This is a genomic window from Planomonospora sp. ID91781 (assembly GCF_015711595.1).
GTDB lineage: Bacteria > Actinomycetota > Actinomycetes > Streptosporangiales > Streptosporangiaceae > Planomonospora > Planomonospora parontospora.
The window spans coordinates 1,369,534-1,385,293 of record NZ_JABTEY010000001.1; the positions used below are offsets into that span (position 1 = coordinate 1,369,534).

At 72.6% G+C, this 15,760-nt stretch carries 17 protein-coding genes; 9 read left to right on the forward strand and 8 right to left on the reverse strand.

Translation table 11 applies throughout. The features are described from left to right. Positions 1–30: 30 nt before the first annotated feature. Complete coding sequence (locus tag HS048_RS06390) at positions 31–948, reverse strand: hypothetical protein (RefSeq protein ID WP_196466421.1); 918 nt, start codon at positions 946–948, stop codon at positions 31–33. A gap of 85 nt (positions 949–1,033) precedes the next feature. Then, the gene (locus tag HS048_RS06395; RefSeq protein WP_196466422.1) at positions 1,034–1,351 is read right to left on the reverse strand and encodes a hypothetical protein; all 318 of its coding nucleotides are present in this window, start codon (positions 1,349–1,351) and stop codon (positions 1,034–1,036) included. A gap of 355 nt (positions 1,352–1,706) precedes the next feature. Between HS048_RS06395 and HS048_RS06400 the strand changes: the two genes are divergently transcribed. Both HS048_RS06400 and HS048_RS06405 read left to right on the forward strand, forming a co-directional pair. Beyond that, positions 1,707–2,291, forward strand: a complete 585-nt coding sequence (locus tag HS048_RS06400) for a TetR/AcrR family transcriptional regulator (RefSeq protein ID WP_068898400.1) — start codon at positions 1,707–1,709, stop codon at positions 2,289–2,291. A gap of 309 nt (positions 2,292–2,600) precedes the next feature. Beyond that, positions 2,601–3,479: an SDR family NAD(P)-dependent oxidoreductase gene (locus tag HS048_RS06405; RefSeq protein ID WP_068898246.1), complete on the forward strand. Its 879-nt coding sequence runs from the start codon at positions 2,601–2,603 to the stop codon at positions 3,477–3,479. Positions 3,480–3,567: 88 nt separating this feature from the next. Here HS048_RS06405 and HS048_RS06410 read toward each other — a convergent pair whose 3' ends face one another. Beyond that, positions 3,568–4,554 (reverse strand): NAD(P)-dependent alcohol dehydrogenase, encoded by a 987-nt coding sequence (locus HS048_RS06410; RefSeq protein WP_196466423.1) that lies wholly within the window; start codon positions 4,552–4,554, stop codon positions 3,568–3,570. Positions 4,555–4,747: 193 nt separating this feature from the next. Between HS048_RS06410 and HS048_RS06415 the strand changes: the two genes are divergently transcribed. Next, positions 4,748–5,398 carry a DUF2306 domain-containing protein gene (locus tag HS048_RS06415; RefSeq protein ID WP_084008532.1) on the forward strand — a complete coding sequence of 217 codons (651 nt, stop codon included), beginning with the start codon at positions 4,748–4,750 and terminating at the stop codon, positions 5,396–5,398. Between the two features lie 47 nt (positions 5,399–5,445). Here HS048_RS06415 and HS048_RS06420 read toward each other — a convergent pair whose 3' ends face one another. The 3 genes from HS048_RS06420 to HS048_RS06430 all read right to left on the reverse strand — a co-directional run bounded on the left by HS048_RS06420 (position 5,446) and on the right by HS048_RS06430 (position 8,136). After that, positions 5,446–6,102 carry a response regulator transcription factor gene (locus HS048_RS06420; RefSeq protein WP_196466424.1) on the reverse strand — a complete coding sequence of 219 codons (657 nt, stop codon included), beginning with the start codon at positions 6,100–6,102 and terminating at the stop codon, positions 5,446–5,448. Then, on the reverse strand, positions 6,099–7,247 hold the full coding sequence (locus tag HS048_RS06425) for a sensor histidine kinase (RefSeq protein ID WP_307832378.1): 1,149 nt from the start codon (positions 7,245–7,247) through the stop codon (positions 6,099–6,101). The genes HS048_RS06420 and HS048_RS06425 overlap by 4 nt, the downstream gene beginning before the upstream one ends. Positions 7,248–7,803: 556 nt before the next feature. Then, positions 7,804–8,136: an SH3 domain-containing protein gene (locus HS048_RS06430; protein ID WP_196466425.1), complete on the reverse strand. Its 333-nt coding sequence runs from the start codon at positions 8,134–8,136 to the stop codon at positions 7,804–7,806. A 374-nt stretch (positions 8,137–8,510) separates the two neighbouring features. On the opposite strand from HS048_RS06430, the gene HS048_RS06435 reads away from it, so the two are divergent. Then, on the forward strand, positions 8,511–9,359 hold the full coding sequence (locus HS048_RS06435) for a pentapeptide repeat-containing protein (RefSeq protein WP_196466426.1): 849 nt from the start codon (positions 8,511–8,513) through the stop codon (positions 9,357–9,359). A 59-nt stretch (positions 9,360–9,418) separates the two neighbouring features. Here HS048_RS06435 and HS048_RS06440 read toward each other — a convergent pair whose 3' ends face one another. After that, positions 9,419–10,600: an NAD(P)/FAD-dependent oxidoreductase gene (locus HS048_RS06440; RefSeq protein WP_196466427.1), complete on the reverse strand. Its 1,182-nt coding sequence runs from the start codon at positions 10,598–10,600 to the stop codon at positions 9,419–9,421. Positions 10,601–10,652: 52 nt separating this feature from the next. Between HS048_RS06440 and HS048_RS06445 the strand changes: the two genes are divergently transcribed. From HS048_RS06445 to HS048_RS06465, 5 genes are all read left to right on the forward strand, one after another. Then, entirely contained in the window at positions 10,653–11,222 is a 570-nt protein-coding gene (locus tag HS048_RS06445; protein WP_230880754.1) for a PadR family transcriptional regulator, read from the forward strand. 332 nt (positions 11,223–11,554) lie between these two features. Next, positions 11,555–12,580 (forward strand): family 16 glycosylhydrolase, encoded by a 1,026-nt coding sequence (locus HS048_RS38460; protein ID WP_196466428.1) that lies wholly within the window; start codon positions 11,555–11,557, stop codon positions 12,578–12,580. A gap of 140 nt (positions 12,581–12,720) precedes the next feature. Next, positions 12,721–13,593 (forward strand): CPBP family intramembrane glutamic endopeptidase, encoded by an 873-nt coding sequence (locus HS048_RS06455; protein WP_196466429.1) that lies wholly within the window; start codon positions 12,721–12,723, stop codon positions 13,591–13,593. Between the two features lie 94 nt (positions 13,594–13,687). Continuing rightward, positions 13,688–14,260 (forward strand): putative glycolipid-binding domain-containing protein, encoded by a 573-nt coding sequence (locus tag HS048_RS06460; RefSeq protein ID WP_068898264.1) that lies wholly within the window; start codon positions 13,688–13,690, stop codon positions 14,258–14,260. Between the two features lie 170 nt (positions 14,261–14,430). Next, positions 14,431–15,105, forward strand: coding sequence for an NUDIX domain-containing protein (locus HS048_RS06465; protein WP_196466430.1), 675 nt, complete (start codon positions 14,431–14,433; stop codon positions 15,103–15,105). Here the strand turns inward: HS048_RS06465 and HS048_RS06470 are convergent. Then, complete coding sequence (locus tag HS048_RS06470; RefSeq protein ID WP_196466431.1) at positions 15,050–15,682, reverse strand: GNAT family N-acetyltransferase; 633 nt, start codon at positions 15,680–15,682, stop codon at positions 15,050–15,052. The genes HS048_RS06465 and HS048_RS06470 overlap by 56 nt on opposite strands. Between the last annotated feature and the right edge of the window lie 78 nt (positions 15,683–15,760).

Sequence of the window (15,760 nt, forward strand, 5' to 3'; positions counted from 1 at the left end):
GGTGATCGATTCCCGGAGGGATGCGCTCCCTCAACCGATGAGGCGTTTGCGCCAGTCGAGGGGGGTGACGGTGATGCTCTGCGAGGGATCACCGTTCCACTCCACCGGAAGACCGGTCTTCTCGAGCGCGGCCACGACCTCCCGGCCGATGGACGCCGCGGTGGCCGATGAGCCGTCGAATCCGCCGTACAGGAGCGCCAGCCCGTGCCCCCTCGCGGCCGAGTCCGTGCACTGGCTGTGGAAGTAGACGTAGCCGCGGGCGTCCGGTGCACCCGCCGACCAGATCTCCGCCTGACCGCAGGAGCGGCAGCAGGCGAAGTGCTCCCTCGCGGTGATGCCCGAGGCCTCCAGGGCGGCGAAGGCCCGGCTGAGCCGTTCCGGGTCCGTCTCCCCCTGCCAGGAGGCCTGCTCCTCGACGCGCTCCAGCCACATCCGGTCCGCCAGTAGACGCGCCTGTTCGGGGGAGACCGGGTGGCGGTCGTCTGAAACGAGGTATTCCTGCGCGAGCTCGGCCAGTTGCGCCCGCGTCGCGTAACCGCCCACGATCACTTCGCGGACGCGCGCGTCGAGCCGCTCACGTTCGTCCTGGTCGAGCTCGAGCGGAGGCGGGGGCTCGGAGGGACCCAGGTCCAGAGAGGTCCAGTCCAGCCCGGAGTCCCAGTCTTCCTCCGGCCGCGCCCAGCGGGTCATGGCCGCGATCACCGGTCCGGGATCGTCGAGCACCGTCTGGAAGTGCCGGTCGGGAGCTCCGTCACGGTGTTCCAGCACATAGTCGCCGCCGTTCTCGTGCCATACCTGGACGAAGACCTCGGGCAGGTCGGGAATCCGCTGGACGACCAGGAACCTGTCGTTCCGGCCGCCGAGCCGGCCGATCAGCCCGGCGAGTCCCCCGGCGTCCACCCGGACATGTCGGCGGCCGTCCTCGGTCCGTACGGTGATTGCGAACATGTCGGCCACCCTGGCACAGGGCGCGGTCATCCGTCCTCGGTCCGCCCTATCGGGCACCCGCCGCACCGTCGATGCGGCCTGCCGGTCAGCGTGGGCGGCTGAGGGCGGTCTCGGCCAGATCCGTCCATTCTCCGACAGAGGAGTGGGGCACGACCACCCAGTCCTTCACCGTCCGGCCCTGCCCCGAGGGGTCGAACAGGGACGCCCCGGCCAGTCGGAGTGCGGCTGTGTGTTCGGGGGTGTCCCTGACCAGCCTGAACACCATCGCGCCGTCACGCTGCAGGCTCGCGAACACCTTCCCGGCCTGATCTTTGAGCGCGGGCCTCCCCATCATCGTGGAGATCCGCACACCCAGGTCGGCCAGCTCGGCGCCGACCTGCTTGAAATCCTCTTCCGGGCTCATCGTCAGTCGGTCCCAAACTCCATGGTCATGCCGTTCTCTTCCGCCGACGTGACACCTGACGTCACCGAGTCGCAACGGGCCGGGCGGGCGGGCGCGAGCCGTGATCATTCCGCGTGGCGACCAATCTATATCACCCGTCATATCTGGCCTGCGCCTGTTTGTCGTCGTCAGTCCGCGCCCGTTGCCCATCAGCCGGAGGGCGGGCCCCGGAACCGACCGGTCCGCCGGAACCGGTCGGTCCGGGCCGCTGCGGTCTCGGCGGGACCGGCGTCGCCTGTCCGGTCGGCGTCGCGCCCGCGGACGGGTGGACCCGGCGTTTCGCGGTGCCCGGCCGGCGGGCCGTTAGGCTGTGCCCGTGACATCCGGTGCGGAGCGGGGGACGGCGTTGCGTGCGGACGCCGCGCGCAACCGCGCACGGGTGCTGCAGGTCGCCCGTGAGCAGCTGGCCATGGGTGACGACTCGCTCATGCTGAACACCATCGCCCGGCTCGCGGGGGTGGGCGTCGGGACCGTTTACCGGCATTTCCCCAACCGGCACGCGCTGCTGGAAGCGCTTATGGCGGAACGTTTCCAGCAGCTCGTCGACGAGGCGCGGGCCGCGGCGGCCGGTGCCGAGGAGGACGCTCCCGCGAGTCTGCGCCGCCTGCTGCGGTTCACCCTCGGGCGCATGCTCGACGACGCCGGGTTCGCGGCGGTGCTCGAATCCGCCGGCGGCGCCGATGCGCAGACCTCGGCGCTGAGGGCCGATCTGGACGGCGCGCTGGCGGAGCTGCTCGACCGCGCCCGCCGTGCGGGTGCCATCCGGTACGGCATCGAGGCGGACGACGTCCGCCGCCTGCTCTGCGGCATCGGGCACGCGGTCCGCTCCGGCGGTGACGACGCCGCGCACGCCGAGACCTACCTCGACGTCCTGCTGGAGGGCTTGCGCCCCCCGCGCTGACGGCGGTTCGCCCCCCGCCGGGTCCGGACTCGATGGTTCGCTCCTGCCGTGTCCGGACCCGGCGGTCCTGCCCCGTGTCCGGACGCGGCGATCCGGAATCCACAGACCCGGTGGTCCTGCCCCGTGTCCGGACACGGCGATCCGGAATCCACAGACCCGGCGGTCCGTAATCCACAGCTCGGAGCCCACGGCTCGGGGGCCGTCGCCGTACGTCCGCCTCCATTAAACGGATAGCCATCCATTTGTGTTACGGTGTGGATCACGAAACGGATGACTATCCGGTAATGGGCGGCCGGCGAGGGGTGGATCATGGGCGGACGGGCTGTGGTGACGGCGGGGACCGGGGGGATCGGACTGGAGACCGCGATGGGGCTGGCGGCGCGTGGCCATGCGGTGACCGTGGTCGGCCGGAACGCCGAGCGGGGTGCCCTCGCGGTCGAGCGGATCGGCGCGGTGGCGACCGGACCGCGGGCGAGGTTCGTCGCGGCCGACCTCGCCTCGCTCGACGCGGTCCGGGGGCTCGCCGCCCGGCTCGCCGGAGAGGGACCGCTGGACATCCTGGTCAACAACGTCGGGGCGATGTTCGCGGACCGGCAACGGACGGTGGACGGGATCGAGGCGTCGTTCGCCGTCAACCACCTCTCCCCGTACCTGCTGACGGAACTGCTGCTGGAACCGCTCCGGGCCGGAGGGCCGAGCCGGATCGTGAACGTCACCTCGGGCGCGGTCCGGACCGCCAAGCGTTCCTTCGACGCGGTCGAGCCGCCGGGCGGCTACTACGGCTTCCACTGGTACGGCCGGGCGAAGCTGGCCAACCTCGCCTACACGCTGGATCTGGCGGAGCGGCTGCGAGGCACGGGCGTCTCGGTCTTCGCCGCGGACCCCGGTGGTGCGGCGACCGAGATGACAGACGGCACCATGCGGTCGCCCCGGATCGTCTCGCCGGGACTGCGGCTGCTCTGGCCGCTGGTCCGCCGTACCTTCGAGCGCGCGACGTCCGGCTCCGCGTCGGCGGCCGCGCGGTCGTCGGTCTTCGCCGCGGCCGACGCCTCCCTGGACGGGCGGACCGGCCTGGTCATCGGACCCGATGCCCGCCCCGTCATGCCCTTCCGCCCCGCCACCGATCCCCGGACGGCCGAGGCCGTTCTCCGGCTCAGCCGGCGGTCGGCTCCGCTCGTCCCCGCCTGATCTCCGGAGGGCGGGAGGCGGCGCCTGCGGGCCGGTCCCTCCGACGGGGACGTGGCCGGGTCCGTCGTGCATGCGGGGGTCCCGGGTCTCAGACCGTGACGACGACCTTCCCCGTGGCGTGTCCCTGCTCCTGGTAGACGATGGCCGCCGGGATCTCCTCGAACGGGTAGCTCCGGTCGATGACCGGGGTGAGGCGCCCGTCCTCGATGAGCCCGGCCAGCGTCGTCAGGTTCCGTTTGTTCTCCGTGCACCGGACCACGTCCGTCAGGGCCGTCCGCTGCGACACGAAAGGCGACGCCGCGAGCGCCGAGATGATGCGGCCCATGGGCTGCAGCCACCGGCCGCCCGGCCCTCCGACGATGACGTGGGCCCCCTTGGGGGTGAGCGCCCGCCGGTACGCCGAGGCCGGGTGGCTTCCCGCGCAGTCCAGCAGCAGGTCGTAGCGCCGCCCGCGCCGGGTGAAGTCCTCCGCGGTGTAGTCGACGACCTCGTCCGCGCCGAGCGACCGGACCAGTTCCACGTTCCGGGTGCCGCAGACGGCGGTGACCCGCGCGCCGAACGCCTTGGCGAGCTGTACGGCGAACGTGCCCACGCCTCCCGAGGCCCCGTTGACGAGGACGTCCTGCCCCGGCTGGATCCGCCCGTCGTCGCGCAGGCCCAGCAGGGCGGTGCCGGCCGCCATCGGTACCGCCGCCGCCTGCTCGAACGACAGGTTCTTCGGCTTCGGCACCAGCTCTCCGGCCCGGACGCAGGCGTACTCGGCGAAGCCGCCCTGCTTGGGCATGCCGTACACCTCGTCGCCGGGGCGGAACTCCGTCACGTCCCGGCCGACCGCCTCGACCTGCCCGGCGATGTCGGCGCCCAGGACGCGGATCTTCGGCCCGAACAGGCCGGGACCGCCGCCCATCAGGCGTGCGAGGTACGGCTCCCCTCTCATGAGGTGCCAGTCGTAGGGCTGGACGGAGGTGGCGCGCACCCGGACCAGCACCTCGTCGGCGGCGGGCACGGGCTTGTCGATCTCGGTGAGCTGCAGTGCGTCGGGTGAGCCGTACGAACGCAGGACGAACGCCTTCATGGGATTCCCTCCTCCACGGCGGGCCCGGGCGCCGCAGGGTGACGGGCACGTCCCGAGCCGTGGAGGCCAGCGTAGAAATCCTGTGCAGAGGACTCATCAGCCGAAAGTACGCCTGATCGGCGGACGATCGGCCAGGTCGGACCAGGCCGTTCCGGTGATGATCCGACACCGCGCCGGCGGCCACGATCGGGTCATGACCGATGAGAGGCCGACAGGCCGGTTCGTGCCCGCCATGCTGATCCTGCTCAGTGCCGTGCCCGTGGTCGCGGGAGCCGTCCGCCTGACAGAGCTGACCGGTGGCGCGGAGATCACGCCGGAGAACGCGCGGTTCTTCGCGGTGCCGCTGCCCGTGGTGCTGCACATCGTCAGCGTCAGCGTCTACAGCGTTCTCGGAGCCTTCCAGTTCGCCCCCGGATTCCGCCGCCGGAGGCCCGGCTGGCACCGTGCCGCCGGGCGGGTCCTGGTCCCGTCAGGACTCGTCGCGGCGCTCACGGGGCTGTGGATGACGGTCTTCTACCCCTATCCCGTCGGCGGCAGCGATCTCCTTTCCGGTATCCGGCTCGTGTTCGGCACGGCCATGGCCCTGGCCATCGTCCTCGGCTTCGCCGCGATCCGGCGGCGGGACGTCGTACGGCACCGCGCCTGGATGATCCGGGGTTACGCGATCGGCCTGGGGGCGGGCACGCAGGTGCTGACCCACCTGCCCTGGGTCCTGGTCTTCGGAGCGCCCGGCGAGGTCGCCACCGCACTGCTCATGGCCGCCGGCTGGGTGATCAACGTGGCCGTGGCCGAGTGGGCCGTCCGCAGGCGGCCGGCGGTCCGGGCCGTCCGGCTCGGCTCCTGACACGGCCGAGGGGGCCGTCCGGCGGCCGGTGACCCGGGCCGTCCGGTTCAGTGCCTGACGCGGCCGGTCTCGTAGGCCCAGATGGCGATCTCGACGCGGTTGCGGGCGCCGAGCTTGGCCATCAGGCTGGCGATGTGGGACTTGACGGTGCTGAGGGAGATGTAGAGCTCGTCGGCGATCTCGCCGTTGGTCCGCCCGCGTGCCACGGCGGCGAGGATCTGCTCCTCGCGACCGGTGAGCGCCTCGATGGGCTGCACCGGGGCCGATCCGGACCCAGTGCGGGCGAAGGCTCCGAGCAGGCGCGCGGTTACGCTCGGGGCGATGAGCGCCTCGCCCCCGGCGGCGGCGTGGACGGCCTGGGAGAGCAGGGCCGCGCCGGCGTTCTTGAGCAGGAAACCCCGGGCGCCGGCTCGCAGCGCGGCGTAGACGTACTCGTCGAGGTCGAACGTGGTGATGACGACGACGGCGAGGGGGTCTGCGACGTCGGGCCCGGCGAGGGCGCGGGTGGCCGCGATGCCGTCGAGGCCGGGCATGCGGATGTCGAACAGGCACACGTCGGGCCGGAGCCGCCGCGCCAGCTCGACGGCCCGCCGCCCGTCCGCGGCCTCGCCGACGACCTCGATGTCCGGCTGGGCGTCGAGGATCATCGTGAGCCCGGTGCGGACGATCTCCTGGTCGTCGGCGACGACCACCCGGATGCTCACGTCGCCGCCCCGGTCCGGGGCAGCACGGCGCTCACGGTCCAGCCCCGGTCGGGGCCGGGTCCGGCCGTGCAGGTGCCGCGGAGCAGGTGGGCGCGCTCGATCATGCCGATGATCCCGTATCCGGGTGAGGCGGCCGGGCGGACGAGACCGCCGTCGCCGTCGTCGCTCACGCGCAGGCGCACCGAGGTGTCGTCGGCGGTGACGCGGACCTCGACGCGGGTGGCGCGGCGCGCGTGCCGCACGGCGTTGGTGACGGACTCCTGGGCGAGGCGGTAGACCGCGGCCTCGACCGACGGAGGGAGGTCGCCGAGGTCACCCGAGATCTCCACGTCGATGGCCGGGCCGGAGCGGCTCCGGCCCGCGAGCCGCTCGATGTCGGTGATGCGCCGCCCGGGCGCCAGGTCCGCCGGCTCGTCCGGCCGGTCCCGGCGGAGGACGCGGACCAGGGCGTGCATCTCGTCGAGCGCGCGCGCCGCCTCGGCCTCGATCACGCGGAGCGCCTCGGTCGCGGCCTCCGGCCGTGACTCCGCGGTGGCGAGGCCCGCCTGGGCGCGCACCGCCATCGCCGAGACGTGGTGGGCGACGGTGTCGTGCAGGTCGCGGGCCAGTTGCTCGCGTTCGAGCAGCTTGACCTGGTCGAGCTCGCGCGATCTCGCCCGGGACCGGTACCGGAACGCGCCGCCCAGGGCGGCGGTCGCGGACAGGGCTGTGAACGCGCCGATCACATCGGGGCCGGCGGTGCGGCCGGTGACCGCCGACAGGGAGGCCGAGACGATCATGATCGCGAGTCCGGTCGCGGCCTCGCGTCCTGATCCCCACCGGAACAACGCGTACGGCAGGATCAGCTGGTACGCCATCGTGTACATCTCCGAGGAGGGCTCGCCCATCAGCAGCGGGGCCAGGCCCGTGACGGCGAAGCAGATCACGATCATGAGCAGCGGCCGGGTCCGGCGCCACAGCAGCGTGGGCACCAGGCCGGCGGCGACGGCCACCGAGACGACCCGCCACGGAAGGTCCGGACGCAGGAACCCCTCGAGCACGGCGGCCGGGACGAGCACCCCCACGAGCACCAGGTCGCGCCACGTCCACGGCGGAGGATCGGGGGGACGGGGCTCGTTCCACAGGGAACGGAGAGCGGCGAGCACCTCGTCATCGTACGAGAGCCCGTGCCGCCGCGGACCGGCCCGAAGTACGAGATGTGCGTTCCGCCGGTACGGCGTGCATTCACCCGGCCGCCACGCCGGTTCCCGGGGAGGGGCCGGGGGCGGTGACACACCCGGCGAGGCGGCGGGATGGGGGCGACCGGCGCCGGTCCGAGGCCGCCGCGATCGGACTTGGCCCTGCCATGGGGTCCTTCCGGGGTGCCGTTGGGGCGGCTCGGCGGGATGGAAGGCGGAATCGGATCCGTTGCGGAAAACGCGGTGACCGCGGTGGCGGCGCCGGCCCGCGGCCTCCGTGAACAACCGGTGATGAACCCGTACGGGCGGATGGTAATCCGTCCGATCTCATTTCCCTCATCCGGGGACGATAACGGGGAAACGAATTCCGGCCGAACGGGAGAAATGAGAGGTGCGCCGGCGGATGCGGAGCCGGGCGTTCCGTCGGCCTTCCTCTGCGAATCCGGCCGCCCGTCCCGGGAGGACGGCCGTGTCGTGGGACCGGTCGGCCCCACGACACGTGACGACCTGCCGGAGGGGAGACCTAGCGGGTGATCTTCAGGACCTTCTTCAGGTAGCGCTTGTGGACGTAGCCCGTGGTTATCGTCTTGTGCCCCTGGACCGCACGCCAGTTCGCGGTGGCGAGCTTGCACTGGCCCAGGACCGCGTAGCGCGGGTCGATCTGATCGACCACCTTGGAGGTCTTCTTCGGCTTCCGGCGGACGTTGAGGTAATTGCCGCTGGGGACGTTGCGCACCTTGTAGGCGCATACCGTTTCGGCGTGGGCCGGGGTCGCGGCGGCGGTGCCGAGTGCCACGAAGCCACCACTGGCGATGGCGGCCGCCGTGAAAGTGCCGGCGAGTCGCTTGAATATCATTCGTCCCTCCTCGGTACGTTGACATTGCGACATGTCCCTTATGTCCGGATTCACAGGTTGAAAACGGCGGCCTCGCAGCATGCTCCATATATGGGTGCTTCCCGGCCTGTCTTTGACCCGTCGATGAACCGGGTGCACCGCCGTTCCCGCCGGTGACGGGCCGGGGCATGGGGCCGCGCGTGCGTTCTCGATTCCGCGCGGGCAGGAGCCTGCGGACGCCCGGCGCCGCGCGGGCACGGGCGCGGAGACGGTACCTTTCACTGGAGCGCGCAGCCGGTCGGCTGGGCGGGGCCGGCCGGAGAACGCCGCCTTCCGGCCGGGGCGGTGCACGACGCGACAGGAGACCACGCACGTTGTCCTCTGAGATGTCCGGGATGTCTGCGGCATCCGAGACGCGCGACCATCAGGAACCCATCGCGGGCGGGGACGGCTCCGCGCTGCGGGCCGACTGCGGTAACTGCTTCGGACTGTGCTGCGTGGTGCCCGCCTTCGCGGCCTCGGCGGACTTCGCGATCGACAAGCCCGCCGGGCGGGCCTGCCCGAACCTGCGGCAGGACTTCCGCTGCGGCATCCACGACCGGCTGAGGCCGGAGGGTTTCACGGGCTGCACCGTCTACGACTGCTTCGGCGCGGGGCAGAAGGTCTCCCAGGTCACCTTCGGGGGGCGGGACTGGCGGCGGAACCCGGGGACCGCGAAGCAGATGTTCGAGGTCTTCCCGGTCATGCGGGACCTGCACGAGCTGCTCAGGTACCTCGCCGAGGCGCTGACGCTGGAGGCGGCCCGCCCGATCCGCGCCGAGCTCCGCGCCGCGTTCGACGAGATCGAGGGCCTGACCCAGGGGGACCCGGACTCCCTGCTGAGGCTGGACGCGGCGGCGCGGTGGCGGCAGGTCAACGCCCTGCTGCTGCGCGCGAGCGAGCTCGTGCGGGCCGGGGTCGGGGGGCGGAGGAAGGACCGGCGGGGCGCGGACCTCATCGGGGCCAAGCTGAAGGGCGCGGATCTGCGGGGCGCCAGCCTGAGGGGGGCCTATCTGATCGGGGCCGACCTGCGCGGCGCCGACCTGCGGACGGCCGACCTGATCGGGGCCGACCTCCGGGACGCCGACCTGCGGGGCGCCGACCTCACCGGGAGCATCTTCCTCGTCCAGGCGCAGCTCGACGCGGCGAGGGGCGACACCGCCACGAGGATCCCGCCGTCGCTGACCCGCCCCGCCCACTGGTGAGACGACGCCCGCCCGGGTGACGCGGGTCTCCCGGCCGGAGGGCCGCCGCTCCGGCCGGTTCAGCCGGAGGCCGCGGTCACCCGGTCGTCCCAGGAGATCCGGTGGTCGTGCATCCAGGCCAGGGCGTTCCTCCTGTCCATCTGCCGGACGAACAGGGGCAGGGTGAGGTCGCGGAAGAGGGCGCCGAAGGGACCGGGGGCCTTGCCGCTCCCGTTGCGCCTGCCCTGCGCCACGACCCGCTCCACCCGTGTGCGCCGCAGCCGCTCGAAGGCGGCGAACGCGTCGCGGGTGCCGGGGACGTCGCGCAGGCACTTGGCCAGCACCACCGCGTCCTCGATCGCCATGGACGCGCCCTGGCCGGAGGAGGGCGAGGTGGCGTGCGCGGCGTCGCCGATGATGACCATGCGCCCGCCGGACCACTTGGGCACGGTCGGGAAGTCGTAGGTGTTCCAGCCGGGCAGGATGTGCTCGGTCGCGCCGATGATGTCGAGCATCGGCCCGGTGTCGTCCCGGAACAGCTCCACCAGCCGGGCGCGCCACTGCGCCGGGGTGATCGCGGCCAGTTCCTCCGGGGTCGGCTCCCGGCGGCTCGGCGGGTTGGCGAACCACCACACCTCGCCGTCGGGGTGGACCAGGTAACCGAAGAAGCACCTCCGGCCGAAGATGAAGTGGTTCGTCCCGGGCCGGCCCGGCACCGTGACGCCCCGTGCGAAACCGCCGGTGTTCAGCAGGCCGACGTGCCGGGCGCGCGGCGCTCCGGGGTCGATCAGCGTGCGGGTGCGCGAGCGCAGCCCGTCGGCGCCGACGAGCAGGTCGCCCTCGGCCGTGCTCCCGTCGGTGAAGACCGCGCGCACCCCGTCCACGGTGGTCTCGGCGTCGGTGAGGCGCTTGCCGTAGTGGACGCGCACGCCGCGCCGTACGGCCTCGTCGCGCAGGGCCCGGTAGAGGTCGGCGCGCTTCAGCGTCCGGCCGGGCTGCCGGAAGGAGGCCAGGAGCCTGCCGCGTCCGTTGCTCATCTCCATCCGCGGGGTGTCCACGCCCAGCTCGCAGACCAGGTCGTGCAGGCCGAGCAGGCGCAGGGCCTCCAGCCCGTTGACCGCGAGGGTGAGGAAGGCGCCGACGCCGTCGGCGCCGCGGTCGTACGCCTCGTAGACGTCGCTGTCGATGCCGGCCTGTCGCAGGGCCATCGCCGTCACCGGGCCGGCGATCCCGCCACCGATGATCATTGCTCTCTTAGTCATGAGATGACTATACATAATATGACTAACATTTGGCCAGCCCTACGATGGCGCCATGTCCTCACGACGGTCCCCTCTCGCGATGGCGCTGCTCTCCCTGGTCGCCGAAGAGCCCATGCACGCGTACCGGATGCAGCAGCTGATCAAGGAGCGGCGCAAGGGCGACGTGGTCAACGTCGCGCAGCGCAACAGCGTCTACCAGACCATCGACCGGCTGCTCCGCGACGGACTGATCGCGGTCCGGGAGACCCTGCGCGAGGAGAACCGCCCGGAGCGGACCGTCTACGAGCCGACCGACGCGGGCCGGGAGACGCTGCGGCACTGGATGCGGACGATGCTCTCCACTCCCGCCCGAGAGTTCCCCGAGTTCCCGGCGGCGCTCGCCTTCCTGCCGGTGCTCCGGCCCGACGAGGTCAGGGAGGCGCTGGAGGAGCGGCTGACCTCCCTGGAGGGGCGGCTGTCGGCGTTGGACGCCGACCTGGCCGAAGGGGCGGCCTTCCTGCCCCGGGTCTTCCTCGTGGAGTCCGAATACCAGCGGGCGGCGGTGCGGGCCGAGCTGGACTACGTCCGGAGTCTCGTCGCCGACCTCCGCGAGGGCCGGGTCGACTGGGACTACCGGCTGTAGGACGGGCCGGTAGGGCTCGCGGGTTGTGGGGCGGACCGGCCCGGCTCGTGGGCCGGTGGGGCTCGCGGACCGGCTGGGACGCTCCTCTGCCTTCTGGGTGATCTATCCATTCTCCCTGGATGTCCTGACTTGGGCACTCTTAGTGTTTGTGTGATGACTATCTGCGACATAACTGCTGCTGTCGGTGACGGTGCTGCAGATGGGGACGTCGTGGGTGAGGAACGGGGACCGGAGAAGAGGACGCGGCTTCGTCCGCACCGCCCGCCACGGGGGTGGTCCGATGTCCTGCCGGGCTGCAGGCGGCCCCGGCTTCCCCGCCGGGAGCGCGTCCGATGACGGTCCGCGGGCTCAGGGGAGCCGGTGGGCGGGCCGCGGTCACCGCGGCGGCCGCCCTGCTCCTGGGGGCGGGGACGCCGGTGCAGGCCGGGGCCGGGGTGGACGATCCGCCTTGGCCGGGGACGCCCGGAACCGGCACGGTGCCCCTGCCGGGGACGCCCGGAGTCGGCACGGTGCCCTTGCCGGGGGCGGGGGAGATCGCGGGTGGGCTGCCCGGGATGGGGACGCCCGGGGAGGCGGCGGGCGGGCTGCCCGGGGCGGAGGCGCCCGATGACGCGGTGGGTCAGCCGTCCGGGGCGGAGGCGCCGGGGGACGTGGACGCCTCGGCTGCGGGGGTCCGTTCCTTCCGGGACGAGTTCACCGGCCCCGCCGGGAGCGCGCCCTCGGCGTCGAAGTGGAAGCAGCTCACCGGATGCATGTGGGGGCGCGGGGCCGAGAAGCAGTGCTACACCGCCGGTGGCCGCAACGCGCGACTCGACGGCGCCGGCCACCTCGTGATCAACGCCCGGCGGGAGAAGTACGTCGGCGCGGACGGGGTGGCGCGGAGGTACACCTCGGCGCGGCTCGTCTCCAGGGTCGCCCGGGCGGGCGGGACCCTCCGGGTCCGGGCGAAACTGTCGCGCCGGCAGGCCGGAGCGTGGCCGGCGATCTGGCTGCTCGGCACGCCGGCGGCCAAGACGCCGCACTACGGCGAGATCGACCTGATGGAGAACGGTCTCAACGGGGCCGCCTGGGATCCGGAGTACCACGTGCACACCTCCGGTGCCGGTTCCGGCGCCGGAGGGGCGTACGGCGTCGACGCCACCCGCTGGCACGTGTACGAGGTCAGGTGGACCACGGGCCCGTCCGGCCGGGTGTGGTTCCGCATCGACGGCAGGCTCGTGCGGGTCCTCCCGTACCGCGTGCCGTCCGGCTCGCCCGCCGAGGTCATCCTGAACATCGCGGTCGGGTCGCAGGCGGGCCGTCCGGCGGCGGACCTGGACAGCACCATGACCGTGGACTACGTGCGGGTGGGCGGGTGACGGACCGGTCCGTCCGCGCGTCAGGGGATCGCCAAGGCGGACCACGGGACGGTATGGGCGAGGCCAGACATGGTCCAAGCCACGGTGCGGAATGCCCACGCCTCATGCGTCCGGAGGGTCGCCGTTCCTAGCTTTGGCGCATGCGCTCCGATCGTCTCGAACCCGTCTGGCGGTCCGCTCTGACCGTGGCGGGCCTCTTCGCGTCCATTTTCACCGTCCTGTTCGTCTCGTTGATCCCCGGAATGTCGGCGGACGCCTTCTACCTGGTGGCCGGGGCCGGGGTGACCGCCTGCGCGATCGGCCTGACCTGGTGCGTGCAGCGCGTCGTCGAGGGCCGCCCCTGGACCGAGCTCGGGCTGGCCGTCTCCCGCCGGGCGGCCGCCAGGGCACTGCTCGGGACGGCCGCGGGAGCCGCCGCGGTCTGCGCGGCGAACGCCCTGTGCGTCGCTCTCGGCGCCGCCGACTGGGCCCCGGACGCCTCCCTGGCGAGCGTCCCGGCCTGGCTCACGGTCACCGTGCCGGCGGCCCTGCTGGTGCAGGCCGTACCGGAGGAGCTGTGGTTCCGGGGCTATCTGTTCCGGCACCTCAGCGAATCGCTGCCGCCGTGGGTGACGGTGGCCGTCACCTCGGTCCTCTTCGGCGCCCTGCACATCATCTCCCAGAGCGGGGCCGGCTCCCTCCAGGAGAAGCTGCTCTACGTGGCGCAGGCGACGGCGTTCGGGTTCGTGCTCGTCGCCTGCCGGATGGCCACCGGGGAGCTCTGGCTCGCCGTCGGCTTCCACGCCGGGTACGACATGCTGAACGAGCGGCTGATCGCTCCCGGCGAGGGTCTCTACTCCGTCAACCTGATCTGCCTGGTCGCGGTCCTGACCGCCGCCGCCGTGCTCACCCTGCGCCGGCGGCAGCGCCGTGCACCCCTCGACTGGCGGGCGAGGCCCGCGGCCCCGGCCGCCCGGACCGTCCCGGCCGCTCCGGCGGCCGAGGAGCGGCCGCTGGCCGGTTCCGCCGTGTGACGGGGCGGCCCGTGCGGCCTTCCGCCGGTGCGTGGTTCACCCCGGTTCTCCGGGGCACGGAGGAGCTGGAGGGTTCTGCGGGAAGGAGGGCGCGATGCGCGGGCTCGTGTGGATGAAGGACGAGGGGGCCGAGTACGCCGAGGTGGACCTCTCGTCGGGGCTGACGGCGGTCGGGGTGGCGATCGGGACGGATCCGGTGCCCTACCGCCTGGAGTACTCCCTGCGCACCTCGGCCGAGTACGTGACCGAGCTGCTGACCGTGCGGGCGCACGGGGCGGGCTGGGCGCGCGCGCTCGACCTGCGGCGCGGCACCGACGGCATCTGGTCGTGCGAGACCAAGTGCGAGGGCGGGCTCGAAGGGCCGGAGCCCGGCGGGGACATGATGGGCCTCAACGACGCGCTCGACTGCGACCTCGCCCTGTCCCCGCTGACCAACACGATGCCGGTGCTCCGCCACGGCCTGCTGCGGAGCCAGGGGCGGATGGGCTTCGTGATGGCCCTGGTCCAGGTGCCCCACCTGCACGTGGTCCACCACCCGCAGAGCTACACGCACCTCGGGCCGGACTCCGTGCGCTTCGAGAGCGAGGGCTTCAGCGCCGACCTCGTCTGCGACGGCGACGGCATCGTCACCGACTACCCGGGCCTGGCGAGGCTGGCGGTCCGCTGACCCGTCCTCCGCCTCGCCGGCCCGCGGCCCGCCGACCTGCCGCCGGCGGTCCGCCGGCCTGACCGTCGCCCGGCTTCGGGCGCATTGTGCTCATGTACAGTGCGGAGTCGGAATCACCCGGCCGCGCGGTGAGGCCGGGCCGGGGCGGGGCGGGACCGAGGGGGAGAAACGTGTCGGGTGGGGTGCCGGGGATCGACGTCCCCGACCGGCGGGGCCGTACCGGGCTGGACCGGGAGGGACTGGACCTGACCGGCAACCCCGGGGTCCGGGTGCGGGAGGTGGAGCTCCTCTCGTCGAGCTGGTACGTCCTGCGCAGGACCACGTTCGACTACCTGCGGGCGGACGGCTCCTGGGACACCCAGGAGCGCGAGACCTACGACCGGGGCAACGGCGCCACCGTGCTGCTCTACGACGCCGGGCGCGGAACGGTCCTGCTGACCCGGCAGTTCCGCTACCCGGTCTACGTCAACGGGCACCCCGACGGCATGCTGCTGGAGACCGCCGCGGGACTGCTCGACGACGACGACCCGGAGACCGCGATCCGGCGCGAGGCCGCCGAGGAGACGGGCTGCGAGATCGGCGAGGTCCGGCACGTCTTCGACGTCTACATGAGCCCCGGCTCCGTCACCGAGCGCGTGCACTTCTTCGCCGCGCCGTACAGCACCGCGCACAGGACCTCCGGCGGCGGCGGGGTGGCCGGGGAGGGCGAGGACATCGAGGTGGTGGAGCTGCCCTTCGCCAAGGCGCTGGACATGATCTCCACCGGGGAGATCTCCGACGCCAAGACGATCATGCTTCTGCAGTGGGCGGCGCTGTCCGGTCCGTTCTCCGGCCGAGATAGGTGAGCGGTCCCGCGTCGGCGACGGGGATCTCGTGGAAGCCGAGCCGGTCGTAGAAGGCGCGGGCCGCGGTGTTGGCGGTGACCATGCCGAGGTGGACGTACTCGACGCCCTTGCGGTGCAGCGCGTCGAGGAAGGCGTTCATGAGCGCGCGCCCGTGGCCCTTGCGCTGGTGGTCCGGGAGCAGGTCGATGTGGAGGTGCGCGGGGTATCCGGCCAGCTCGGGAACGATCATGCGCTCCGGGCGGTACATGAGATCGATCATCACCTCGCTCGGCGTGGACGGTGGCCCGTCCAGAGCGGGGAAGCGCTCTCTCATTCGGGGCAGCCAGGACGCCCGGTAGGCCTCGACGAAGGCGGGGGTGTCGGCGGTGCCCAGGACATAGCCGACGGCACGCTCCCCGTCATCGAGGACGAAGGTCAGGTCGGGCTCCAGTTCGGCGTAGGGAGCTGCGAAAATGCTCGGCATCAACTCCAGATCGGGGTAGATGTGCCGGGAGTCGCCGCCCTCGTGGGCGGTGCGCACGCAGATGTCGTAGAGCGCGGCGCGGTCGGTGGCGCGGTACGGCCGGACGATCGTCATGGGGCCATGATGCTCCCTCTGGGAGCGCTCTCACAAGAGGCGCGGGTGCGGGAAGATCGAATCCGGCGTCGTTCCGCT